Source organism: Ensifer sp. Root558, from assembly GCF_001427045.1.
In the GTDB taxonomy this organism is placed as follows: domain Bacteria; phylum Pseudomonadota; class Alphaproteobacteria; order Rhizobiales; family Rhizobiaceae; genus Ensifer; species Ensifer adhaerens.
The window spans coordinates 654,974-675,096 of sequence record NZ_LMGC01000001.1; the positions used below are offsets into that span (position 1 = coordinate 654,974).

General features: G+C 62.2%; 23 protein-coding genes. 10 read left to right on the top strand and 13 right to left on the bottom strand.

The genetic code is table 11. The annotated features are described in order from the left end of the window. The first annotated feature begins 121 nt into the window (after nucleotides 1-121). The 3 genes from mgrA (at nucleotide 122) to ASD63_RS03285 (ending at nucleotide 3,095) form a co-directional block, all read left to right on the top strand. Nucleotides 122-1,150 (top strand): L-glyceraldehyde 3-phosphate reductase, encoded by a 1,029-nt coding sequence (gene mgrA / locus ASD63_RS03275; RefSeq protein ID WP_034788432.1) that lies wholly within the window; start codon nucleotides 122-124, stop codon nucleotides 1,148-1,150. 275 nt (nucleotides 1,151-1,425) lie between these two features. After that, complete coding sequence (locus tag ASD63_RS03280) at nucleotides 1,426-2,532, top strand: TRAP transporter substrate-binding protein (RefSeq protein ID WP_034788435.1); 1,107 nt, start codon at nucleotides 1,426-1,428, stop codon at nucleotides 2,530-2,532. A 149-nt stretch (nucleotides 2,533-2,681) separates the two neighbouring features. Next, nucleotides 2,682-3,095: a cupin domain-containing protein gene (locus ASD63_RS03285; RefSeq protein WP_034788438.1), complete on the top strand. Its 414-nt coding sequence runs from the start codon at nucleotides 2,682-2,684 to the stop codon at nucleotides 3,093-3,095. Between the two features lie 85 nt (nucleotides 3,096-3,180). Here ASD63_RS03285 and ASD63_RS03290 read toward each other — a convergent pair whose 3' ends face one another. Together ASD63_RS03290 and ASD63_RS03295 are read right to left on the bottom strand one after the other, a co-directional pair. Continuing rightward, on the bottom strand, nucleotides 3,181-5,001 hold the full coding sequence (locus ASD63_RS03290; protein WP_034788443.1) for a TRAP transporter large permease subunit: 1,821 nt from the start codon (nucleotides 4,999-5,001) through the stop codon (nucleotides 3,181-3,183). After that, nucleotides 4,998-5,573 (bottom strand): TRAP transporter small permease subunit, encoded by a 576-nt coding sequence (locus tag ASD63_RS03295; RefSeq protein ID WP_034788445.1) that lies wholly within the window; start codon nucleotides 5,571-5,573, stop codon nucleotides 4,998-5,000. Before ASD63_RS03295 ends, ASD63_RS03290 begins: the two co-directional genes overlap by 4 nt. Nucleotides 5,574-5,918: 345 nt before the next feature. Here ASD63_RS03295 and ASD63_RS03300 point away from each other — a divergent pair, with 345 nt between their 5' ends. Then, nucleotides 5,919-7,547: a glycoside hydrolase family 43 protein gene (locus tag ASD63_RS03300; RefSeq protein ID WP_034788449.1), complete on the top strand. Its 1,629-nt coding sequence runs from the start codon at nucleotides 5,919-5,921 to the stop codon at nucleotides 7,545-7,547. 124 nt (nucleotides 7,548-7,671) lie between these two features. Continuing rightward, a complete protein-coding gene (locus ASD63_RS03305; RefSeq protein WP_034788451.1) occupies nucleotides 7,672-8,073 on the top strand; it encodes an RcnB family protein in 402 nt (133 codons plus the stop codon). Between the two features lie 35 nt (nucleotides 8,074-8,108). Here the strand turns inward: ASD63_RS03305 and ASD63_RS34860 are convergent, their stop codons facing one another. The 3 genes from ASD63_RS34860 to znuA form a co-directional block, all read right to left on the bottom strand. After that, a complete protein-coding gene (locus ASD63_RS34860) occupies nucleotides 8,109-8,321 on the bottom strand; it encodes a hypothetical protein (RefSeq protein ID WP_060643550.1) in 213 nt (70 codons plus the stop codon). Beyond that, nucleotides 8,321-9,523 (bottom strand): GTP-binding protein, encoded by a 1,203-nt coding sequence (locus ASD63_RS03310; protein ID WP_060528787.1) that lies wholly within the window; start codon nucleotides 9,521-9,523, stop codon nucleotides 8,321-8,323. Before ASD63_RS03310 ends, ASD63_RS34860 begins: the two co-directional genes overlap by 1 nt. A 317-nt stretch (nucleotides 9,524-9,840) precedes the next feature. Next, the gene (znuA, locus tag ASD63_RS03315) at nucleotides 9,841-10,842 is read right to left on the bottom strand and encodes a zinc ABC transporter substrate-binding protein ZnuA (protein ID WP_034788457.1); all 1,002 of its coding nucleotides are present in this window, start codon (nucleotides 10,840-10,842) and stop codon (nucleotides 9,841-9,843) included. A 183-nt stretch (nucleotides 10,843-11,025) separates the two neighbouring features. Between znuA and ASD63_RS03320 the strand changes: the two genes are divergently transcribed. The 3 genes from ASD63_RS03320 to ASD63_RS03330 are packed head-to-tail and all read left to right on the top strand — an operon-like array spanning nucleotide 11,026 to nucleotide 13,149. Further along, nucleotides 11,026-11,931 carry a metal ABC transporter ATP-binding protein gene (locus ASD63_RS03320; RefSeq protein ID WP_034788461.1) on the top strand — a complete coding sequence of 302 codons (906 nt, stop codon included), beginning with the start codon at nucleotides 11,026-11,028 and terminating at the stop codon, nucleotides 11,929-11,931. Next, nucleotides 11,924-12,754 carry a zinc ABC transporter permease subunit ZnuB gene (gene znuB / locus ASD63_RS03325; protein ID WP_034788464.1) on the top strand — a complete coding sequence of 277 codons (831 nt, stop codon included), beginning with the start codon at nucleotides 11,924-11,926 and terminating at the stop codon, nucleotides 12,752-12,754. Before ASD63_RS03320 ends, znuB begins: the two co-directional genes overlap by 8 nt. Next, nucleotides 12,754-13,149 (top strand): Fur family transcriptional regulator, encoded by a 396-nt coding sequence (locus ASD63_RS03330; RefSeq protein WP_034788467.1) that lies wholly within the window; start codon nucleotides 12,754-12,756, stop codon nucleotides 13,147-13,149. Before znuB ends, ASD63_RS03330 begins: the two co-directional genes overlap by 1 nt. A gap of 50 nt (nucleotides 13,150-13,199) precedes the next feature. Here the strand turns inward: ASD63_RS03330 and ASD63_RS03335 are convergent, their stop codons facing one another. From ASD63_RS03335 to ASD63_RS36550, 7 genes are all read right to left on the bottom strand, one after another. Continuing rightward, nucleotides 13,200-13,730 carry a gamma carbonic anhydrase family protein gene (locus ASD63_RS03335; RefSeq protein ID WP_034788469.1) on the bottom strand — a complete coding sequence of 177 codons (531 nt, stop codon included), beginning with the start codon at nucleotides 13,728-13,730 and terminating at the stop codon, nucleotides 13,200-13,202. Nucleotides 13,731-13,805: 75 nt separating this feature from the next. Beyond that, nucleotides 13,806-14,492 carry a fumarylacetoacetate hydrolase family protein gene (locus ASD63_RS03340; RefSeq protein WP_034788473.1) on the bottom strand — a complete coding sequence of 229 codons (687 nt, stop codon included), beginning with the start codon at nucleotides 14,490-14,492 and terminating at the stop codon, nucleotides 13,806-13,808. Nucleotides 14,493-14,746: 254 nt separating this feature from the next. Next, nucleotides 14,747-14,953, bottom strand: coding sequence for a hypothetical protein (locus ASD63_RS03345; RefSeq protein ID WP_034788476.1), 207 nt, complete (start codon nucleotides 14,951-14,953; stop codon nucleotides 14,747-14,749). Between the two features lie 327 nt (nucleotides 14,954-15,280). Further along, nucleotides 15,281-15,517 (bottom strand): DUF982 domain-containing protein, encoded by a 237-nt coding sequence (locus ASD63_RS03350; protein WP_082566472.1) that lies wholly within the window; start codon nucleotides 15,515-15,517, stop codon nucleotides 15,281-15,283. Between the two features lie 193 nt (nucleotides 15,518-15,710). Further along, entirely contained in the window at nucleotides 15,711-15,947 is a 237-nt protein-coding gene (locus tag ASD63_RS03355) for a hypothetical protein (RefSeq protein ID WP_234798742.1), read from the bottom strand. Nucleotides 15,948-16,057: 110 nt separating this feature from the next. Then, complete coding sequence (locus ASD63_RS03360) at nucleotides 16,058-16,450, bottom strand: hypothetical protein (RefSeq protein ID WP_034788482.1); 393 nt, start codon at nucleotides 16,448-16,450, stop codon at nucleotides 16,058-16,060. Nucleotides 16,451-16,637: 187 nt separating this feature from the next. Then, nucleotides 16,638-16,760, bottom strand: a complete 123-nt coding sequence (locus ASD63_RS36550; protein ID WP_256385285.1) for a hypothetical protein — start codon at nucleotides 16,758-16,760, stop codon at nucleotides 16,638-16,640. A 400-nt stretch (nucleotides 16,761-17,160) separates the two neighbouring features. Between ASD63_RS36550 and ASD63_RS03365 the strand changes: the two genes are divergently transcribed. Further along, complete coding sequence (locus ASD63_RS03365; protein ID WP_051659134.1) at nucleotides 17,161-17,961, top strand: glycosyltransferase family 25 protein; 801 nt, start codon at nucleotides 17,161-17,163, stop codon at nucleotides 17,959-17,961. A 175-nt stretch (nucleotides 17,962-18,136) separates the two neighbouring features. Beyond that, entirely contained in the window at nucleotides 18,137-19,228 is a 1,092-nt protein-coding gene (gene dusA / locus ASD63_RS03370; protein ID WP_034788485.1) for a tRNA dihydrouridine(20/20a) synthase DusA, read from the top strand. A 233-nt stretch (nucleotides 19,229-19,461) separates the two neighbouring features. Here dusA and ASD63_RS03375 read toward each other — a convergent pair whose 3' ends face one another. Next, nucleotides 19,462-19,674, bottom strand: coding sequence for a cold-shock protein (locus ASD63_RS03375; RefSeq protein ID WP_034788487.1), 213 nt, complete (start codon nucleotides 19,672-19,674; stop codon nucleotides 19,462-19,464). Between the last annotated feature and the right edge of the window lie 449 nt (nucleotides 19,675-20,123).

Below are 20,123 nucleotides of genomic sequence, written 5' to 3' on the forward strand. Positions count from 1 at the left end.
GAGAGGTTTAGACCTTTGTGAACTGAGGTTTCCGTAGCGGCCAACCGCTACGGAAACCGTTTCATTTTTGAGGGTGGCGGACGAGTTCGCCATCCGGAGATCGATCGCGGAGGATTGTGCGATGACCTGGCTACCGGCGGAAAACCGCTACGACACCATGAAATATAACCGTCTCGGCCGTTCCGGCCTGAAGCTGCCGGCGATCTCGCTGGGGCTTTGGCACAATTTCGGTGGCGACACACCGCATGACCGCAAGGTCGACATGTGCCGCACGGCGTTCGATCTGGGCATCACCCATTTCGACCTCGCCAACAATTACGGCCCGCCTCCGGGCTCGGCCGAGACTGCCTTCGGCGAAATCATGCGCACGGACTTCGCGCACTTGCGCGACGAACTGATCATCTCGTCCAAGGCTGGCTACGACATGTGGGCCGGCCCTTACGGCGAATGGGGCAGCCGCAAATACATGATCGCATCCTGCGACCAGAGCCTGAAGCGCATGGGCCTCGACTATGTCGACATCTTCTATTCGCACCGTTTCGACCCTGAGACGCCGCTCGAAGAAACCTGCGGTGCGCTCGACCATATCGTGCGTTCGGGCCGGGCGCTCTATGTGGGGATTTCCTCCTACAACTCGCAGCGCACCCGCGAAGCCGCCGCGATCCTTAAGGATCTCGGCACGCCTTGCCTCATCCACCAGCCGAGCTACTCCATGCTCAACCGCTGGATCGAGGACGATGGGCTGATCCATACGCTCGAAGATCTCGGCATCGGCTCGATCGTTTTCTCGCCGCTCGCCCAGGGCATGCTGACGACGAAGTATCTTGGCGGCATCCCGTCTGATAGCCGCGCGGCGCAGAACCACTTCCTGAAGAAGGACTTCATCCGCCCCGAGATCATCGACAACATCCGCAAGCTGAACGGTATCGCCGAAAAGCGCGGCCAGACGCTGGCGCAGATGGCGCTTGCCTGGGTGCTGCGCAACGGCCGGATCACCTCGGCACTGATCGGCGCCAGCCGCTCCGAGCAGATCGTCGATTGCGTCAAGGCGCTCGAAAACGACACGTTCACGGCCGACGAACTGGCCGAGATCGATCTCTATGCGCGCGAGGCGGACATCAACCTCTGGGCCAAGTCGGCCGAGCTCTGATTTCGACCGAAAATATTGATTTGCCTGCATTTTAGGCAAAGGACATCGCTTTCCGGCGTATTAGACAAAAGTCGAATAAACGCCGGAAAGCGGCTTCTGGACATGGTCCGGTGTTTCTGTAAGGTGCGACAATGCCTGCCGGTTGCGCTGCTGATCTCAGTCGCTTTCGGCGGGTAACGAGGAGGAGAGCCACCGTTTGTCCGGGAAGGGGCAGGGTGGATTGATGGGTAGAGGCGCGCTGCGCCCGCCCTTTGGCGAGAACTAGGGGAGGAACCATGGATCGCCGTTCATTCATTAAAAACGCAAGCCTCGGCGGCTTGGCGGCCGCAGGTGCAGCCGCGCTTGCGACACCGGCCATCGCGCAGGCAAACCCGAAGGTGAACTGGCGCCTGGCGTCGTCGTTCCCGAAGTCGCTCGACACGATCTATGGCGGCGGCGAAGTGCTGTCGAAATACGTCTCGGAGGCAACCGACGGTGCTTTCCAGATCCAGGTCTTCGCTGCCGGCGAAATCGTTCCAGGCCTGCAGGCCGCTGACGCGGCTGCTGCCGGTACGGTCGAAGCCTGCCACACGGTCGCATACTATTACTGGGGCAAGGACCCAACCTGGGCGCTCGGTGCAGCCGTTCCCTTCGCGCTCAACGCGCGCGGGATGAACGCCTGGCACTACCATGGCGGCGGTATCGACCTCTTCAACGAGTTCCTCGGCACGCAAGGCCTCGTCGGCTTCCCGGGCGGCAACACCGGTGTGCAGATGGGCGGCTGGTTCCGCAAGGAAATCAAGACGGTTGCCGACATGCAGGGCCTGAAGATGCGCATCGGTGGTTTCGCCGGCAAGGTCGTCGAGAAGCTCGGCGTCGTGCCGCAGCAGATCGCCGGCGGCGACATCTACCCGGCGCTGGAAAAGGGCACCATCGACGCTGCCGAATGGGTCGGCCCCTATGACGACGAGAAGCTTGGCTTCTACAAGGTTGCGCCCTACTACTACTATCCCGGCTGGTGGGAAGGTGGTCCGACGGTCCACGCCATGTTCAACAAGGCGGCCTTCGAAGGCTTGCCGAAGAACTACCAGTCGCTGCTGCGCACCGCCTGCCACGCCACTGACGCGAACATGCTGCAGAAGTACGATTACCTGAACCCCTCGGCGATCAAGCGCCTGGTGGCTTCGGGTGCCAAGCTCAGCCCGTTCAGCGCCGAAATCCTGTCAGCCTGCTTCGACAAGGCCAACGAGGTCTACGCGGAGATGGAAGCCTCGAACCCGACCTTCAAGAAGATCTGGGACTCGATCAAGGCTTTCCGCGGCGAGTACTACCTCAACGCCCAGATCGCCGAATACAATTACGACACCTTCATGATGATCCAGCAGCGCGGCGGCAAGCTCTAAGCTTTTCCCTCATTGCCGATTGAAACGAGCCGTTCGCGATATCCGTTGCGGGCGGCTTTTTCGTTGCCGCGCGCACGGCGTATTGCTGCGCGCCGTACTGAACGCATTTCGTGGTAGGGTTGCTGCCTCAACAGGACGGAGGAAGAACTATGCCAAGCGAAGGCCAATCGGTCGTGCTCGGTCCCGACGAGGGCCGCCGCTACGACATGGGCGCCATCCAGGCCGTCTTCAAAGCCGATGGCGCTGAAACCGCTGGTCGATTTTCGGTCTCGGAATGGTGGCTCGAGGCCAGGCACGAGGGACCGGGCGCCCACAAGCACGACGACAACGACGAGATCTTCTACGTGATCGAGGGCACGGCGAGCGTGCTCGTCGGCGACATCTGGCACCAGAAGCCGAAGGGCTCGCTGTTCGTCATCCCGCGCGGGACGATGCATGACTTCAAGAACGAGAGCGAAGCGCGCATCGGGCTGCTCAACGTTTATGTCGGCGGTCCATTCGAGGAGGCGATGCCGATGATCGTCGACTGGTACCGCGACAATCCGGCCAAGCGGCTGGATTGAACGAGTTCGGTCGTCGTCTCAGCGATTGTAGAAATGGAAAGGGCGGCTTATCGGCCGCCCTTTGCTTTTCTGTCTGCCAGCGGTCCTACTTGAACGACGGCGGCTGGCTGAGGTCGTTTGAGGGGGCCGGCTGTGGCTGGGCACCCGGGCTGCCAAACGACGGAGGCTGGCTGAGGTCGTTCGACGGAGCGGTCTGCGGCTGGGCGCCACCCTGATCGGCCGGCTTTTGGTCGAGCGGGCTACCACCTGGAAGCTGCAGGCCGCCGGGCAGGCCGAGACCGCCACCGCCGGCGCCGAAGCCGGGCACCTCGATCTTGATGGTGTTCGGATCGACGCCCGTTCCGGTTCCCTTGTAGTGCATGACCATCTGCGGGAACATGATCGTCAGGCCCACCATCACGATCTGGATACCGACGAAGGGTACGGCACCCCAGTAGATCTGGCCGGTCGTAACGGGCTGGATCGACTTGCCGGTGATCTTGTCGAGATAGGGCACCTTGGCCGCGACCGAGCGCAGGTAAAAGAGCGCGAAGCCGAAGGGCGGGTGCATGAAGCTCGTCTGCATGTTGATGCCGAGGAGCACGCCGAACCAGATGAGGTCGATGCCAAGCTTGTCGGCAGCGGGCGCAAGCAGCGGCACGATGATGAAGGCGAGCTCGAAGAAATCGAGGAAGAACGCCAGGAAGAAGACGAGCAGGTTGACGGCAATCAGGAAACCGGTCTCGCCGCCCGGCATCGCCGTCAGCAGGTGCTCGACCCAGATATGGCCGTTGACGCCGTAGAAGGTGAGCGAGAAGACGCGCGCACCGATCAGGATGAACAGCACAAAGGCGGAAAGCCTTGTCGTTGCCGTCAGTGCGCCGCGCACGACGTCCAGATTGAGACGACCCTTGGCGGCCGCCATGATCAGCGCGCCGACTGCACCCATGGCGCCGCCTTCGGTCGGCGTTGCGATGCCGAGGAAGATGGTGCCGAGGACGAGGAAGATCAGCGCCAGCGGCGGGATCAGCACGATGATGACCTGCTGGGCAAGCCTCGACATCGCATTGATCTTCAGGCCGCGGTCGAGCAGGGCGACGATATAGATGAAGGCAACGCCCACTGTGCCGCCGAGGATGTCGGCGTTCTCGCCCTGGGTCGGGTAGAGATAGACGTGGGCGGCATAGGCAATGCCGGCTGCGACCGCGAGCGCGATGAACAGCGAGGTAACGCCGGAGCCCAGCGTGCGGGCTTCCAGCGGCAGGGCCGGCATGGAGTCACGCTTCAGGATCGTCATGATCAGGATGTAGACCATGTACAGTCCGGTCAGCACCAGGCCCGGGATCAGCGCGCCGGCATACATGTCGCCGACCGAACGGCCGAGCTGGTCGGCAAGAACGATGAGCACGAGTGACGGCGGGATGATCTGGGCGAGCGTGCCGGAAGCCGCGATGACGCCCGAGGCGACTTTCCGGTCATAGCCGTAGCGCAACATGATCGGCAGCGAGATCAGGCCCATGGCGATGACCGAGGCGGCAACGACGCCTGTCGTGGCTGCAAGCAGCGCGCCGACGAAGATGACCGCATAGGCAAGACCGCCGCGGATCGGGCCGAAGAGCTGGCCGATCGTGTCGAGCAGGTCTTCCGCCATGCCCGATTTCTCGAGCACAATCCCCATGAAGGTAAAGAAGGGGATGGCAAGCAATGTGTCGTTCGACATCACCCCCCAGAACCGGTCAGGCAGCGCGTTGAGCAGGGGCCAGGAGAGGTTGATCGAATCCGACAGCGGCGCAAGTTCGACGCCGATGATGAAGAACAGCAGGCCGTTGGCGGCGAGCGAGAAGGCGACCGGGTATCCCAAAAGCAGGAACACGATCAGTGACGCGAACATGATCGGCGCCAGGTTTTCAGCAATGAATTCGATCATGGACGGGTCTCCGGAGACACGACATCGTCAAGCGGCGCATGGGTCGGCACATAGGGTGTCGGGTCTTCCATGTTTCCGGTCATGATCGCGATTTTCTTGATGATCTCCGACACGCCCTGGAAGGCCAGCAGCAGGAAGCCGAAGAGCAGGATGGCCTTGGCCGGCCAGATGATCAGGCCGCCGGCGGATGATGAGACCTCGCCCGAGACGTAGGACATCTTCACATAGGGGAAGAGGTAATAGAGCACGAGCAGCACGAAGGGCATCAGGAAGAGGAGGTGCCCAAGAAGGTCGATCCAATGCTGCACGCGGCGCGAGAACTGACCGTAGACCACGTCGATGCGGATGTGCTCGTTCTGGCTCAGGGTATAGGCGGCCGCAAACATGAACGCGGCGCCGAATAGATACCATTGCGCCTCGAGCCAGGCATTCGACGACATGTTGAAGATCTTGCGGATCACTGCGTTGCCGGCGCTGACGAGAACAGCGGCCAGGATCAGCCATGAAACGCTCTTTCCGATAAATTCCGTGATCGTGTCTATAAGTCGGCTAAAGCCGAGCAAAGCTCTCATCGATTTCCTCCCCGCGATGGCTTTTATGGTTCTTGTGCCAAGCATAGCCAGAGTGCCGATTTCAAGCGCACGTTCAAGTCTGAGGTGCGATTTTCCCGTGTAGTTCGGCCGCCTCCGACTAAAGTAGAATAGGGTGATCCAGCGCTTTGCCCATTGTTTGTGCAATCCGGTTGCAGACGGCGAGGCACGGCGATCGTCAGCCGCCTTAAGGTGCACATCGCCAAGCGAATCGATGCGGAAAGCCGGGCACAGGCGATACGACGCGCGAATTACTGCAACGTTGCAGGCTTGAATTTGTATGATTTTTGAGGTCGGATGGCGCCGCCAAGGGAGGACGCCTGAACCATGACTGCCATGATCCGAAACCCCATTCTGCCGGGCTTCAACCCGGACCCTTCGATCTGCCGTGTCGGAGACGACTACTACATCGCGACCTCCACCTTCGAATGGTACCCGGGTGTGCAGATCCACCATTCGCGGGATCTGGTGAACTGGCGACTCGTCCGCCGGCCGCTGGAGCGGGCAAGCCAGCTCGACATGCGCGGCAACCCGGATAGCTGCGGCGTATGGGCGCCGTGTCTTTCCTATGACGATGGTCTGTTCTGGCTGGTGTACACCGACGTCAAGCGCTTCGACGGCAACTTCAAGGACGCGCACAACTACATCGTCACGGCTGAGGCGATCGAGGCGACCTGGTCGGATCCGGTCTACGTCAATTCCTCCGGCTTCGACCCGTCGCTCTTCCATGATGACGACGGCCGCAAGTGGTTCCTCAATATGCAGTGGAACCACCGCACCGAAAGCTTCGGCGGCTCGCCGAAACATCCGGCCTTTGACGGCATCCTGCTGCAGGAATGGGACGAACGGACACGCAGGCTCGTCGGCCCCGTGAAGAACATCTTTGCCGGCTCACCACTCGGCCTCGTCGAGGGGCCGCATCTGTTCAAGCGAAACGGCTGGTATTATCTGACGACGGCGGAAGGCGGAACCGGCTACGACCACGCCGTCACCATGGCCCGCTCACGCGCGATCTACGGCCCCTATGAGATGCATCCGGATATCTATCTGATCACGTCGAAGGACCACCCCGAAGCGCCGTTGCAGCGCGCGGGCCACGGCCAATATGTCGAGACGCCAGATGGGCAGGCCTATCATACGCATCTGACCGGCCGACCGCTGCCTCCCGGACGCCGCTGTACGCTCGGTCGCGAGACGGCCCTGCAAAAATGTGTCTGGCGCGATGATGGCTGGCTCTATCTCGAAAACGGCGGCCCGGTGCCGGAGGTGCTCGTGCCGGCGCCGGGACCGGCGGGGCAGGTGGCGACACCGGTGGTTACGGAAACGCATTTCGACGGCCAGGCATTGCCCGTCGAGTTCCAATGGCTGCGTACGCCGGAACCGGAGCGGATCTTCTCGCTCGAATGGCGGCCGGGCCACCTCAGGCTGTTCGGCAGAGAGAGCATCGGCAGCTGGTTCGAGCAGGCGCTGGTCGCGCGGCGGCAGGAGCATCATTCCTTCCGCGCCGAGACGACGGTCGATTTCACGGCCGTAACCTACCAACAGGTTGCAGGTGTGACGCATTACTACAATCGCCACAAGTTCCATGCGCTCGGCATCACCTGGCACGAAACGTTGGGCCGGGCGCTGACGATCCTCTCATGCCCCGGCGATTTTCCGCACGGCCGGCTGCAGTTCCCCGTCGGCAGCGGCATCGCCATTCCCGATGGTCCGATCGACCTTGCCATGGACGTTCGCGACAATGACCTGCAGTTCTTCTGGCGGGCGAACGCAGCGGTGGATTGGCAGCCGATCGGCCCGGTTCTCGATGCGGGCGTGGTCTCCGACGAGGGCGGCCGCGGCGAGCATGGATCCTTCACCGGGGCCTTCGCCGGCATGTTCGCCTTCGACACCTCAGGCGCGGGCAAGGCTGCCGATTTCGACCGCTTCCGCTACGTCAGCCTTGCGGCAAGTTGATCCGTAAACATTAGAATTATGGAATAAGTGATGGATATCATTACGCATTTGTAATGTAGAGTTTCATATTCGGTTCAGGAAGCGGGGTCTAATTTTCGGGTGCAGACAAAGAAAGGACACCCGAATGAAACGTCTCCTGATCGCGCTCGTCGCCAGCTCCGTTCTGATTACGCCGGTCGCAGCCCTTGCCCAGCCGGCAGGATCCTTCGAGGTGGCGCAGAACTATGATCGTTCGCGTCGACCCGTCGATCGCGATTACGATCGTCACATGGACCGCCGCGTGGATCGTCACGTCGACAAGCACGTCACGATCGAAAAGCGGGTGATCGTCAAGAAGAAGGAGCGCTGGGCGCGCGGCCATCGCCTGTCGCCGGCCGAGCGCCGCCACATGGCGCAGGTGCGCGACTACCGTTACTACAAGCTTCGCCAGCCGCCGCGCGGCCAGCAATGGGTACGGTCCGGCAACGACTTCCTGCTGATCAGCCTTGCCACCGGCGTCATTGTCGGCCTGGCGGCAGCACGCTGATAAGGCACTCTGGGTTCAGCGAAGGGGCGGCGTTTTCACGCCGCCCCTTCGCCTTTTCGGTAACCGGCGCATGGGTTTTGCCGGTCGCCAAAAAGCAGGAGTTCGATAGCGCCTGCCGCTTCCGGCGCGTCCTCATCTGCGGGTTCATCTCCCAGAAACGGATCGAACATCGGCACCGGCCGCCCGGCGGCGTTGAGCGCCATGCAGGTGAAGCGTGGTCGGCGCGGTGCGCGCGCGGGGTCTGCCATCAGGCGGCCCGTGGCGACCAGCTGGCGAAGGGGTCGGCAAGATCGCGCCAACGTTCCGGACGAAAGCGCTCGTCGGCGATCAGGCAGGCATCGAGTTCGGCACGAAGCTCCGCCTCGTCCATCGGGTCGGTGCCGATGAAGACGATCTCCTGGCGACGATCACCCCAGACCGGGTCCAGGTAGGGACCGACCGCCTTCAGGAAACCTGGTTCGCGCGGCCATTGCTCCTGAGGCACGGCCGACCACCACAGCCCCATCTTGCCGGTCCGCACAAGCGGGCCGGCCTGGCTGATCTCGCCGACATAATGCGGTCGGGTGGCGAGCCAGAAGAAGCCCTTGGCGCGAAGCACGCCCGGCCAGGAACGGTTGAGGAAGGCCTGGAAGCGCATGGGATCGAGCGGACGTCGAGCGCGATAGACGAAGGAGCGGATGCCGTATTCCTCGGTCTCCGGGATATGATCCTTGAAGCCGTGCAGTTCCTTGTACCAGAGCGGATGTTCTTCGGCCTTGGCGAGATCGAAGCGGCCGGTTCCAAGCACCTCGCGCAGGTTCACCTTGCCGAAATCGGTCTCGATCAGCCGCGCATCGGGATTGAGCCCGACGATGATCTTGCGCGCGGCATCCACCTGCTCGGGCGTCGCAGTGCCGACCTTGTTCAAGACCACCACGTCGGCGAACTCGATCTGCTCGACCAGGAGGTCGACGAGGGTGCGTGTATCGCCTTCGCCCGCCGTTTCGCCACGGTCGGCGAGGAAATCGAGCGAGGAATAGTCGGCCAGCAGGTTCGCGGCATCGACCACCGTCACCATCGTGTCGAGCCGCGCGACATCGGCCAGGCTTTCACCGTCCTCGTCGCGAAAATCGAAGGTGGTGGCGACGGGCAGGGGCTCGGAAATGCCGCTCGATTCGATCAGCAGATAGTCGAAGCGGTTCTGTTCGGCGAGGTTGCGGACTTCCTTCAGGAGATCGTCGCGCAGCGTGCAACAGATGCAGCCATTGGTCATTTCCACCAGTTGCTCTTCCGTGCGCGACAGACCGGCACCGCCATCACGCACCAGTGCCGCATCGATGTTGACCTCACTCATGTCGTTGACGATGACGGCGACGCGCAGCCCGTCGCGGTTCGAAAGCACGTGGTTGAGCAGTGTCGTCTTGCCGGCGCCAAGAAAGCCGGAGAGAACGGTGACAGGGAGCTTTTCCATCGATTGGTTCCTGTATGTTATATCGTTACGAATAATGCCGGAAAGAAAGGCGAGCGCGATTGCTCGCCTGATACGAGTGCGAAGTTTGGCACCGGACCTCTGGGCTGAACCCAACTTGCCGGCAGGTCGTCGTTCCAATCTCTCGGTCGCCTGTGGCTAGTCTTTCCGTCAATCCCCCTTGACCCGAGGTTCCAGCAGGCGGCCCGGTTCCGCACCATCTCGCCGAGGATGGCCATTCCCGAGAATGATAGAGAGGGGCGGGCGCCCGTATAGCCGAGCCAGGCGAGCGCCCACCGATACCGCCTTGGGAGGACGGGTCAGCTTGCCGAGGCGAGGCAGGTCTTCAGCGAGGTGCCGATCCCTTCCATCATCTGGAAATAGAGATCCGGGCCGGCCTCCAGCGTGCCGGCTTCCGGGTCCAGCGTACCGGATTTCGCCGGCGTTCCCTCGATCACCACATTGATCAGCTTCGGCTCGAACTGCGGCTCGGCAAAGACGCAGGTGGCACCGAGTTCCTTGATCTTGGCATGGATCTGCGACACCCGATCCGCGCCAGGCAGGACCTCAGGGCTGACGGTGATCGAGCCGGCGACGCGAACCTTATAGCGGTGCTCGAAATACTGGTAGGCGTCGTGGAAGACGACGAAGGGCTTGTCCTTCACCGGTGCCACGGTTTCCGTGAGCTTGGCGTCAAGCGCATCCAGGCGCTTGTTCAGGGCGTCCAGATTGGCCTTGTAGGCGCCCGCATTGGCAGGATCGGCCTCAGTGAGCGTCTTTTCGATCTCGGCGGCCATCGCCTTGGCATTCATGGGATCGAGCCACATGTGCAGATCGGCATCGCCGTGGCCGTGATCGTGGTCATGGCCGTGATCGTGCCCCGCTTCGCCCTCGGCATGCTTGTGGCCTTCCTCGCTCTGGCCTTCTTCACTGTGGCCTTCGTCGCCGTGGTCATGCGCCTCGAATGCACCGCCTTCGCGGAATTTCAGCTTCTCGATGCCGGGCGCTTCGCTGAGCTCCACCACCTTTGCGCCGCTGCTCAAGGCGTCGAGCGGCTTGTCGAGGAAGGCTTCGAGGCCGGGACCGACCCAGAAGACCACCTTTGCCGCCTGCAGGGCCGAGGCGTTCGAAGGCTTCATGTTGTAGGTGTGCGGCGAGGCGGCGCCCTCGACGATTAGCGACGGCTCGCCCACACCCTGCATGATCGAGGCGACAAGGGAGTGGATCGGCTTGATCGAAACCACCACATTGGGACTGTCCGCTGCGGCGGGTGCCGCAAGAAGCATGGTAGAGGCAAAGAGCAGGGCGGATGTCGATTTCATCGGGTTCTCCGGGCTTGATTGGCGTGCCTGCCACATCGGCCAAGCGCGCTTCGGGCATGCAAAACTGTTACTCCAACGGGCCGTTGCCGGCCTTGAAGTCGTCATGTAATGTTATTACATCAATTGCGTTATGCTATAACGTGTGCGATAGCCAGTGGCAACCATGCAATCCGGAATTTTTTCATGCTGAATTTCCGTTCCCCAGAAGCGCTGCCACTGGTCAATCTCAGCAATGCCGGCGTGCGCCGCAACGGTCGCTGGCTGGTGCGTGGCGTCGAATTCTCGATCAGCCCGGGCGAGATCGTCACGCTGATCGGCCCGAACGGCTCGGGCAAATCGACGACCGCGAAGACGGCGATCGGAGTGCTGAAACCGGACGAGGGCTATGTCGAGCGCAAGCCGGGCCTGAAAGTAGGCTACGTGCCGCAGAAGCTTGCCGTCGACTGGACGCTGCCTTTGACGGTCGAGCGACTGATGACGCTGACCGGCCCCTTGAAGGGGCGGGAGATCGAGGAGGCGCTGTCGGCGACCGGCGTGCTGCATCTGGCGAAATCCGAGGTGCAGCATCTCTCCGGCGGCGAGTTCCAGCGCGCGCTGCTCGCCCGCGCGATTGCCCGCAAGCCGGACCTGCTGGTGCTCGACGAGCCGGTGCAGGGCGTCGATTTCAGCGGCGAGATTGCGCTCTACGAACTGATCAAGCAGATCCGCAACCGCACAGGCTGCGGCATTCTCCTGATCTCGCACGACCTACATATCGTCATGGCCGAGACCGATACGGTCGTTTGTCTCAACGGCCATGTCTGCTGCCGCGGCACGCCGCAGGCGGTCAGCCAGAGCCCGGAATACCAGAAGCTTTTCGGCAGGCGGGCCGCCAATACGCTTGCGGTCTACAGTCACCACCACGACCACACCCATTTGCCCGACGGCCGGGTGCTGCATGCGGACGGTTCGATCACCGAACATTGCTACCCCGGTGACGGCCATCACCACGACGACGAGGAAAACGTGCACGATCACGGCGAGGATTGCGGCTGCGGCCATCATTCGCGACTGCACGGCTATGACGTGAAGGAGAAGCGCGATGCTTGACGATTTCTTCGTGCGCGCGCTGATCGCCGGCATCGGCATTGCCGTCATGGCCGGGCCGCTCGGCTGCTTCGTCATCTGGCGGCGCATGGCCTATTTCGGCGACACCATGGCCCATTCGGCGCTGCTCGGCGTGGCGCTGTCGCTGCTGCTCGAGCTCAACCTGATGCTCAGCGTCTTCATCGTCGCGGCCGTGGTCTCGGTACTGCTTCTCTTCCTGCAGCGGCGCGGGGCGCTGTCGACGGATGCGCTGCTCGGCATCCTCTCCCATTCAGCACTTTCCTTCGGCCTCGTCATCGTTGCCTTCATGACCTGGGTGCGCATCGATCTCGTCGGCTTCCTCTTCGGCGACATTCTGGCGGTCTCCGAGTCCGACATCGACATCATCTGGGGTGGCGGCATCCTCGTCATATTCGCGATTGTCTATCTCTGGCGGCCGCTCTTGGCCTCCACCGTCAATCCGGAACTGGCGGAAGCCGAGGGGCTGAAGCCCGAACGCACGCGGCTCTTTTTCATGCTCTTGATGGCGCTGGTGATTGCGATCGCCATGAAGATCGTCGGCATTCTGCTCATCACCTCGCTGCTGATCATCCCGGCGGCAACGGCACGGCGCTTCTCGACCTCGCCGGAAGTGATGGCGGTACTCGCATCGGTCATCGGCGCGCTCGCCGTCACCGGCGGACTTTTCGGCTCGCTTCACTGGGATACCCCGTCGGGACCGTCTATCGTTGTTGCCGCGGTTGGGCTTTTCGTTCTGAGTCTGCTACCGATCGGCCGCCGCCCGCTCGAGGCGGCGCATCATTCCACGCCTGGAGGGCACCACTAATGGCTACGCCGCAACTGACCAAGAACCAGACGTTGGTGATGGATGCGCTCAGCCACTCCGAAGGGCCGATGAGCGCCTACACCATTCTCGACAAGCTGCGCGATCACGGCTTCCGCGCCCCGCTGCAGGTTTACCGCGCACTCGACAAACTGCTCGAATATGGCCTCGTGCATCGGCTGGAAAGCCTGAATGCCTTCGTCGCCTGTTCTTGCCCGCATGACCACGAACACGATCACGGCGTCACCGCCTTCACCATCTGCGAAGGCTGTGGCCAGGTGACCGAGTTTCATGACGAGGCGATCGAGCAGCGGCTTTCGACGCTGACGCGGGCGCAGAACTTCAAGACCGAGAAGACGACGATCGAGATCCGCGGCCATTGCCAGAGCTGCGCATAAGGGCAACTCCTTCAGGGCCCGTGGAAAGCTTACCTTGAGGTGTTTGGCGCTCAGTCCAGCCGGGTGAGGTCGGCGGCGTAACGCCGCCAGTTCTTGACGTAATGCGCTGCCGAGCGTTTCAAGCCTTCGACCGCCGCATCATCCAGCGTGCGGATCGCCTTGGCCGGCGCGCCGACGATCAACGAATTATCCGGAAATTCCTTGCCTTCGGTGACGAGCGCATTGGCGCCGACCAGGCAGTTGCGGCCGATCTTGGCGCCGTTAAGCACGGTCGCGCCCATGCCGATCAGCGAGTTTTCGCCGATGGTGCAGCCATGGATGATGGCGCCGTGCCCGATGGTGCAGCCTTCGCCGATCGTCACCGGGAAACCGGGATCGACATGGATGACGACGTTTTCCTGGATGTTGGTGCGCGCCCCGAGCCGGATGGGCTCGTTGTCGCCGCGCAGGGTTACGCCGAACCAGATGCCGACCTCTTCGCCGATCTCGATCTGGCCGATGACATTGGCGTCCGGGGCCACCCAATAGCTGCCCTTCGGCGGCGTCTGTGGGCGAAGTGATCCAAGGGCGTAAAGCGGCATCCATTCTGTCCTTTCGCAACATGGCCGATCGGGGCCGGTCGGCAGGCGGCGGGCCGCCTGCCGGAAGTGAGCAGGTTAGACGACGCTGACGGCGAGCGCCGCAACCCCATCGACGCCGCAGGTGACCTCGTCACCGCGCGCGACCGGTCCGACGCCCGAGGGCGTGCCGGTCATGATGACGTCGCCGGGGGCCAGCGTGAAGAGTTTGGAGAGTTCGGCGATGATCTCCGGCACTTTCCAGATCATCTGGTCGAGATCGCCCTGCTGGCGGAGTTCGCCGTTGACCTTCAGCCAGATATTGCCGTTGAGCGGATGGCCGATCGTTTCGGCAGATGCGATCGCCGAGAGCGGGGCGGAATGCTCGAACGCCTTGGCTGCAGCCCAGGGCTTGCCAGCCTTCTTCGCCTCCGCCTGCAGGTCGCGGCGGGTGAAATCGATGCCGACGGCATAGCCGTAGACGCAATCGAGCGCGTCCTCGACGGCGATGTTGCTGCCGCCACGCTTCAGCGCGACGACCAGTTCGACCTCGTGATGAACGTCGTTGGTCAAGGGCGGGTAGGGGAAGGCGCTACCGGCTGCAAGCAGGTTGTCCGGGTTCTTCTGGAAGAAGAACGGCGGCTCGCGGTCCGGGTCGTGGCCCATTTCGATCGCGTGGGCGGCATAGTTGCGGCCGACGCAATAGACCCGGCGAACCGGAAAGCCGACGAGGCTGCCGGAAATCGGCAGCAGCACGGGAAGCGGTGGGGGGATGATTGTTTCCATGATCGTCCGGTCTTGGGCGTCCGCCTGTCGCAACCGACAGGAAGAGCACCGCGCGTTTGTTGGGCGTTCGCCGTTGGCCGATTTCGGTTGAGGCGAGGCAAGAGAGAATCCGGACGTTACTGCATAAATCCGCGAATCGGAATCGATCCGCAGAAAAATTAAGAACAAGGATTGGGGACGAAGATTTTGATTAAGGCGCGCCCACCAGGGCGCGCGCGATCACGGCATCCGAAAGGATGCCATCATCGGCAAAGTCAGGCGCAATGAGCGTAGGCCTGAAGCTGGTCTCGGGTCAGGAACCGACCGTCCGAACGCGAGTTGAGTTCAGGATGGCTGTATTCGAGGCTGGGGACCTGGGGAAGCTCAAGGGCCTGGCGCACGGTCATGATGCCGAGATCACGACGGCCACCTTCACGCTTCACGGTGACTTCAACGATGCGATAGAGATTGCTCTCGCTCATATGTTCTCTCCCGTATATCGTTTTTCTTGAATTCCCTTAATGGGACTAAGGCGCTCCGAAATTGGTTTTTGTGAGGCACCTCAGAATATAGTAGAAAGAAATGAATGCTTCACGACAGAAATCGGGCCATTTCTGGAAAAATCACCCGAGATTGGGCAGTAATGTGCTGAAATGATGCGTTTGCTGGGCGAATGCCCGGAGCCTGAATAATCGTCCGCGGCCGTCAAAGGCCGAAGCTTTCAATCAAAAAAGTCATCGTGTCGCTTGCCCGATGGCAAACGCTCGCCGCCTTCCAGCGGCACCTTTCGTTCAGCGCCGGTAGGCGGGTTAGTGCGTAGGCAACTCGGCTTCTTCGGCGGCCGAGATGAACAGCGATCGGGCCTCTTCTGCGGTGCGACGGCCGTCGATGGCGGCGCGGCAGGCACTGCGGGCGGCCACATAGAATGGTCCGCGGCGAGGCCAATGGTCTGCAAGGCAGGCGAGGGCGTCTGAGGGGCCTTTGACGGTGCGGCAATCGCCGCTAACGAAGTCGAGTTCGATCGGCTGTTTCCAGACTAATTGCATGCGTCTCCTCCTCGAGATCATCTCAATGAACATCGGCATTTGCGACCGCCGGCCTCTGGCTCCTCTCGAGAAGGTCGGCAGTCGATCTTGCTAATGTAGCGCAGGAGTTCGCTTTTGTAAGCAGCTTTTCGGTTATGGCAGGACAGGCTGCCGCCGGCGGCCGCTCCGCCTGGCGCGAGTGCCGCGATTGGCGTTATCTGGGGATGCCACGCTGCAAGCTTTCGGCGAAGGCGCGACCGGCAATAAGCAGGCGTCCTTCGCTGGTATTGCCTGCGAGATAGTCGTCGATCAGCATCCTGGCATGCCGCCGCGCAGGCTCACCGTCTCGCGCCCAGCCCTGTTCGATGCAAAGCGCGTCAAAGACGCGCTGCAACCGCTCCATGTCGGCCTTCGACAGCGCCAGGCATTGTGTCGCTCGCAATGGGGCCACCCGTCCCTCCCACAAGGCCGCATTCCCGCGCGCACTATGGCAGAAGGCCGGCGAATTGAACCCCTCGGGAATGAGGGGTTATACGGGCACGCCCGTTGCCGTCGGGATTGTCAGGCCGCCGGGACGACGCGGTCCACCTTGGTTCGGCGACCGCCTTCCTCGATCCGGTAATAGTCGGAGCCGATCTGCGCATACTGGTCGCAGCGCCGGCCGCCATCCTCGAAGGTGATGCAGACCTCGTCGCCGGTGATCGTGTAGCTGCCGCCATCGCGCACCTCGTAGTCGCGATAGCCGTAGCGGCCGTCGGGGAAGAAGGTGGAGTTGACGCCGTTGAGATTGTACCGCAGCGTCTTGCCGACGAGGAAGGCCTGGAGCGCATCGCCCGAAAGCGTCGGAACGGCCGGGGCGGTCGGCCGGGGCTTCGCGATTTCAGGCGCCTCCAACTCCATCGATTGGCACCCGGCCAAGAGAAGCGTGAGAAGTGCCGCGATCGCGCGTTTCATGCCGTCTGTCCTTATTCCTGTGACCGGTAACGATACAGGAACGCTGCCCTAGTCCTGTCCGCGGTCGCCGTCAACCCCGTGCTGTGCGTAGCGGCGGGGCTGAGGCGAGCTGATCATCTGCCTTCTTTCCGTTGGCAATTGCGAGTTTCGTCCTTTGTGAAACGAAGGCGCAAAAAGCGCCTGTCGCTCAAAAAAGGCTCGTGCCAACCGCGGCAGCGACCGTGGCCGCCAGCGCCAGCAGCAGAAATGCGGCGCCGATGACGGTCGCTATTGTCCGTCGGCGCCGTTCGCCGCTCCAATCGTAGCTCATGTTTCGCTCCGATGACGATCCAGTCGAGGCGGCAAGATGTGCGATTCTTCTTAACAAAGTGGAAACCATGCCCGGCGCGGAGCCGCCGTCGGCAGGAGGCTATCGGCGGAGGCCGTGTTGCCGGCACCTTGTTGGTTGCCCCGTTAGTGCCGTATCGCGAGGAGTTCAGGGGAGTTGTTGTAACGCAGGCGCTTGTCGCTACAGCGCTGATCGTTGTGACGCGGTGCGATCCGTGGTAGCTCGTCGCGCAGTTGTACGAATCCCGATGATGCGTTCGGTTACCCTGCCGTTGATTTCGGAGCGTTTTTTCGCAGTTCCTTGGATCGGGCGCGATAGGCTGACCAAGCGGCGTGCGCTTTCGGCCCACACACGTCAAGATGGAAGGAAGCAAGGGGTATCCATGCGCTGCCTGGTGATCAATCTCGACCGTTCCCCTGAGCGACTGATCCACATCGGAAGCCAGTTTTCCACCTTCGGCCTGAATTTTGAGCGCGTGGCTGCCGTTGACGGGCGAGAGCTCGATGACGCCGTGTTGGCGATGCAGCCGGTGTCGAAGCAGTGGAAGAGGATGAACAAGGCTGAAATCGCCTGCTTCATGAGCCATCGGAAGTGCTGGGCCATCATCGCGGAAGGGAGCGATGCCTATGGCGCGGTGATCGAGGACGATGTCTTCTTTTCCCCGAGCGCAACCCAGGCGCTGTCGTCATCGGATTGGATCCCGGCCGAAGTGGGCCTGCTGAAGATCGAAACTTTCCGGCAGAAGGTGTTTCTCAGCCGTGCCCGTGTGCTCGCCGATGCCGGGCGTACGATCCATGCATTGCGGGGATGCCATGTCGGCACGGGCGGCTATGTCATCTCTCGGGACTATGCAAAAAGACTGCTTGAGCTTTCGGAAGGGGCGTTTCCATGCCCTGTCGATCATTTCATGTTCGACGATGAGGTGCCGCGGCCGGACGACTGCCGCATTCATCAGCTCTATCCGGCCGTCTGCATCCAGGGCATGCTTCTCGACAGCGCCGACCCGGCGCACGGAAGCACGATCCGCAAGCCGGCCGGAGCAGCGGCTCGCGTGAAGCTGAAGCTCAAGATACATCAGAAGCTCTGGCGCGAGTGCAAGCGACTGTCACTGCAGGTGGCGGCGTTGCCGCCGTTCCTCTTGCGCAGCATTCGCTACCGCTGGACGACCGTTCCCTTTGGGTGACGGGTCGCGTTGCTGAGGCCTCCTCGTTGCCTCTCATTGCCGTAGGTGTCTAAAGCTCGCTTTCTTCGGCGTCGCGTTATATAAGCCCGGCAACACTAGATAATGCCTGCTGGCGGCATGCGCGAATTTTCGGCGCTGCCCTTGCCGCGGCCATTGAACAAGAGACGCACGAAAGATGACTGAGACCGCAGGAAAAGCTGCGCGCACTAAGGCGTATTTCAACGCACCGGTCTTCGCCGTTGCGCCCATGATCGACTGGACGGACAGGCACTATCGGTTTTTCGCGCGGCAGCTATCGAAGCATGCGCTGCTCTATACGGAAATGATCGTCGCCGAGGCGATCCTGCGGGGGGACAGGCAGAGGCTGCTCGGCTTTGACGTATCCGAGCATCCGGTGGCGCTGCAGCTCGGCGGTAACGATCCGGCGAAGATGGCGGAGGCGGCACGGATCGCCGAAGGCTTCGGCTATGACGAGATCAACATGAATGTCGGCTGCCCGTCGGACCGGGTGCAATCCGGCACGTTTGGCGCCTGTCTGATGCAGGAGCCGCAAACGGTGGCCGCCTGCGTGGCGGCGATGAAGGCGGCGGTAAAAATCCCGGTTACGGTCAAGTGCCGTATCGGGGTGGACGACCAGGATCCGGAAGTGGCGTTGCGCACGCTCGTCGCGCAGGTGATCGATGCCGGCACGGACGCCGTCTGGGTGCATGCCCGCAAAGCCTGGCTACAGGGCCTGAGCCCCAAGGAGAACCGCGAGGTCCCGCCGCTCGACTATGGCCTCGTGTATCGGCTGAAGCAGGAAAATCCCAATCTTTTCATCGGTATCAACGGCGGTCTTCAGACCCTGAATCAGGCGCGTGAGCAGCTTCCGCATCTGGACGGCGTCATGCTCGGCCGCGCTGCCTATCACGACAGCGCCATGCTGACAGCGGCCGATCGCCATTTCTCGCATCCGCTGACTGGCGCCAAGCCAATCGTCGAAGACGGCGCCACCTTCTCAGAGCGCGGCCATCGTCTCGATCTTGATTTCTGGGCGGAGGTCCGCGACGCCATGGCCGATTACGCCGCCGCGCATATCGCCAATGGCGGCCGGCTGATCCATGTGACCCGCCACATGGTCGGCCTGTTCCAGGGCTGGGCGGGTGCGCGACGCTATCGCCAGATCCTGTCCTCCGATGCGACCCGCCAGGGCGCGGGGCCGGACGTAATCCACGCGGCCTTCGACGCGGTCTTCGAGGCGACGGCGGCGAAGCAGGCGGCGGAGTAGGCGGTCGCCGAGTGTGCGGGCGCCCGCGGGGCGTTCGAGGGTAAGTGCCGCAGACCTCTCGGTTTGTCGTCCTCGAGTTCGCCCGAGCGCTCATTGGGCCGCGCGTTCGGCGCAGGCTTTGCTGCGTCGGGAGAAGATAGCGCCTCTCCTCGGGTCGAGCGCAAGCCCCAAACGAAAACGGCGCCCCTTGCGGAGCGCCGTTTCCAAATGAATGTCCGACTGGACGATCCGGCTTAGGCAGCCTGGATGTTGACGGCCTTCGGGCCCTTGCCCATGCGATCCGGCTCGGTGTCGAAGGTGACCTGCTGGCCGTCCTTGAGCGTAGCGAGGCCAGCGGCCTGAACGGCGGAGATGTGTACGAACACGTCCTTCGCGCCGCCATCCGGCGTGATGAAGCCGAAGCCCTTGTCCTGGTTGAAGAATTTTACGATGCCCTTGGTGGCCATGGAAGAAGTCCTTTTCCTTCAGTCAATTTGCGTTGCCCGCGCCCCCTGGGGGATGTGGGCATCTCGTCTTCCGCTTGCAAGCGGAAAGGCGTCGAGTGGTCACGATATCGGGGAAAAGACGTCTACGGTGCCGCTGCCGGCGGTCCCGACACAAGGCCGGGCGCAGTTGAAAGTCCAGTCTCCGGGATAGAAATCGCCCGAACGGGGCAAGAAGTGACAGGATTTGCAGAAAAAGGCAAGCGCCTTGTGCGCCGCGGGAAGCCGTCCAGCCTCTGTCTTTGCAGGGCTTTGGCCCGTTCTCGACCGTCGCTTTCCGGGCAGGGAGAAAAATCGGGGACGGCCGGTTTCCGGACACAATTTCGTCCCGACCGCGACCGAACGTGCGCGCCGCCAACGGGCGTTTGCGTTTTGGGGGCGGACTGCCGGGGGGAAGGCTTGCACCTCTCCAT

Excerpts from the sequence above, each read along its gene's own strand:
- mgrA (WP_034788432.1), top strand. The coding sequence starts at position 122 with ATGACCTGGCTACCGGCGGAAAACCGCTACGACACCATGAAATATAAC.
- ASD63_RS03280 (WP_034788435.1), top strand. The coding sequence starts at position 1,426 with ATGGATCGCCGTTCATTCATTAAAAACGCAAGCCTCGGCGGCTTGGCG.
- ASD63_RS03285 (WP_034788438.1), top strand. The coding sequence starts at position 2,682 with ATGCCAAGCGAAGGCCAATCGGTCGTGCTCGGTCCCGACGAGGGCCGC.
- ASD63_RS03290 (WP_034788443.1), bottom strand. The coding sequence starts at position 5,001 with ATGATCGAATTCATTGCTGAAAACCTGGCGCCGATCATGTTCGCGTCA.
- ASD63_RS03295 (WP_034788445.1), bottom strand. The coding sequence starts at position 5,573 with ATGAGAGCTTTGCTCGGCTTTAGCCGACTTATAGACACGATCACGGAA.
- ASD63_RS03300 (WP_034788449.1), top strand. The coding sequence starts at position 5,919 with ATGACTGCCATGATCCGAAACCCCATTCTGCCGGGCTTCAACCCGGAC.
- ASD63_RS03305 (WP_034788451.1), top strand. The coding sequence starts at position 7,672 with ATGAAACGTCTCCTGATCGCGCTCGTCGCCAGCTCCGTTCTGATTACG.
- ASD63_RS34860 (WP_060643550.1), bottom strand. The coding sequence starts at position 8,321 with ATGGCAGACCCCGCGCGCGCACCGCGCCGACCACGCTTCACCTGCATG.
- ASD63_RS03310 (WP_060528787.1), bottom strand. The coding sequence starts at position 9,523 with ATGGAAAAGCTCCCTGTCACCGTTCTCTCCGGCTTTCTTGGCGCCGGC.
- znuA (WP_034788457.1), bottom strand. The coding sequence starts at position 10,842 with ATGAAATCGACATCCGCCCTGCTCTTTGCCTCTACCATGCTTCTTGCG.
- ASD63_RS03320 (WP_034788461.1), top strand. The coding sequence starts at position 11,026 with ATGCTGAATTTCCGTTCCCCAGAAGCGCTGCCACTGGTCAATCTCAGC.
- znuB (WP_034788464.1), top strand. The coding sequence starts at position 11,924 with ATGCTTGACGATTTCTTCGTGCGCGCGCTGATCGCCGGCATCGGCATT.
- ASD63_RS03330 (WP_034788467.1), top strand. The coding sequence starts at position 12,754 with ATGGCTACGCCGCAACTGACCAAGAACCAGACGTTGGTGATGGATGCG.
- ASD63_RS03335 (WP_034788469.1), bottom strand. The coding sequence starts at position 13,730 with ATGCCGCTTTACGCCCTTGGATCACTTCGCCCACAGACGCCGCCGAAG.
- ASD63_RS03340 (WP_034788473.1), bottom strand. The coding sequence starts at position 14,492 with ATGGAAACAATCATCCCCCCACCGCTTCCCGTGCTGCTGCCGATTTCC.
- ASD63_RS03345 (WP_034788476.1), bottom strand. The coding sequence starts at position 14,953 with ATGAGCGAGAGCAATCTCTATCGCATCGTTGAAGTCACCGTGAAGCGT.
- ASD63_RS03350 (WP_082566472.1), bottom strand. The coding sequence starts at position 15,517 with ATGCAATTAGTCTGGAAACAGCCGATCGAACTCGACTTCGTTAGCGGC.
- ASD63_RS03360 (WP_034788482.1), bottom strand. The coding sequence starts at position 16,450 with ATGAAACGCGCGATCGCGGCACTTCTCACGCTTCTCTTGGCCGGGTGC.
- ASD63_RS36550 (WP_256385285.1), bottom strand. The coding sequence starts at position 16,760 with ATGAGCTACGATTGGAGCGGCGAACGGCGCCGACGGACAATAGCGACC.
- ASD63_RS03365 (WP_051659134.1), top strand. The coding sequence starts at position 17,161 with ATGCGCTGCCTGGTGATCAATCTCGACCGTTCCCCTGAGCGACTGATC.
- dusA (WP_034788485.1), top strand. The coding sequence starts at position 18,137 with ATGACTGAGACCGCAGGAAAAGCTGCGCGCACTAAGGCGTATTTCAAC.
- ASD63_RS03375 (WP_034788487.1), bottom strand. The coding sequence starts at position 19,674 with ATGGCCACCAAGGGCATCGTAAAATTCTTCAACCAGGACAAGGGCTTC.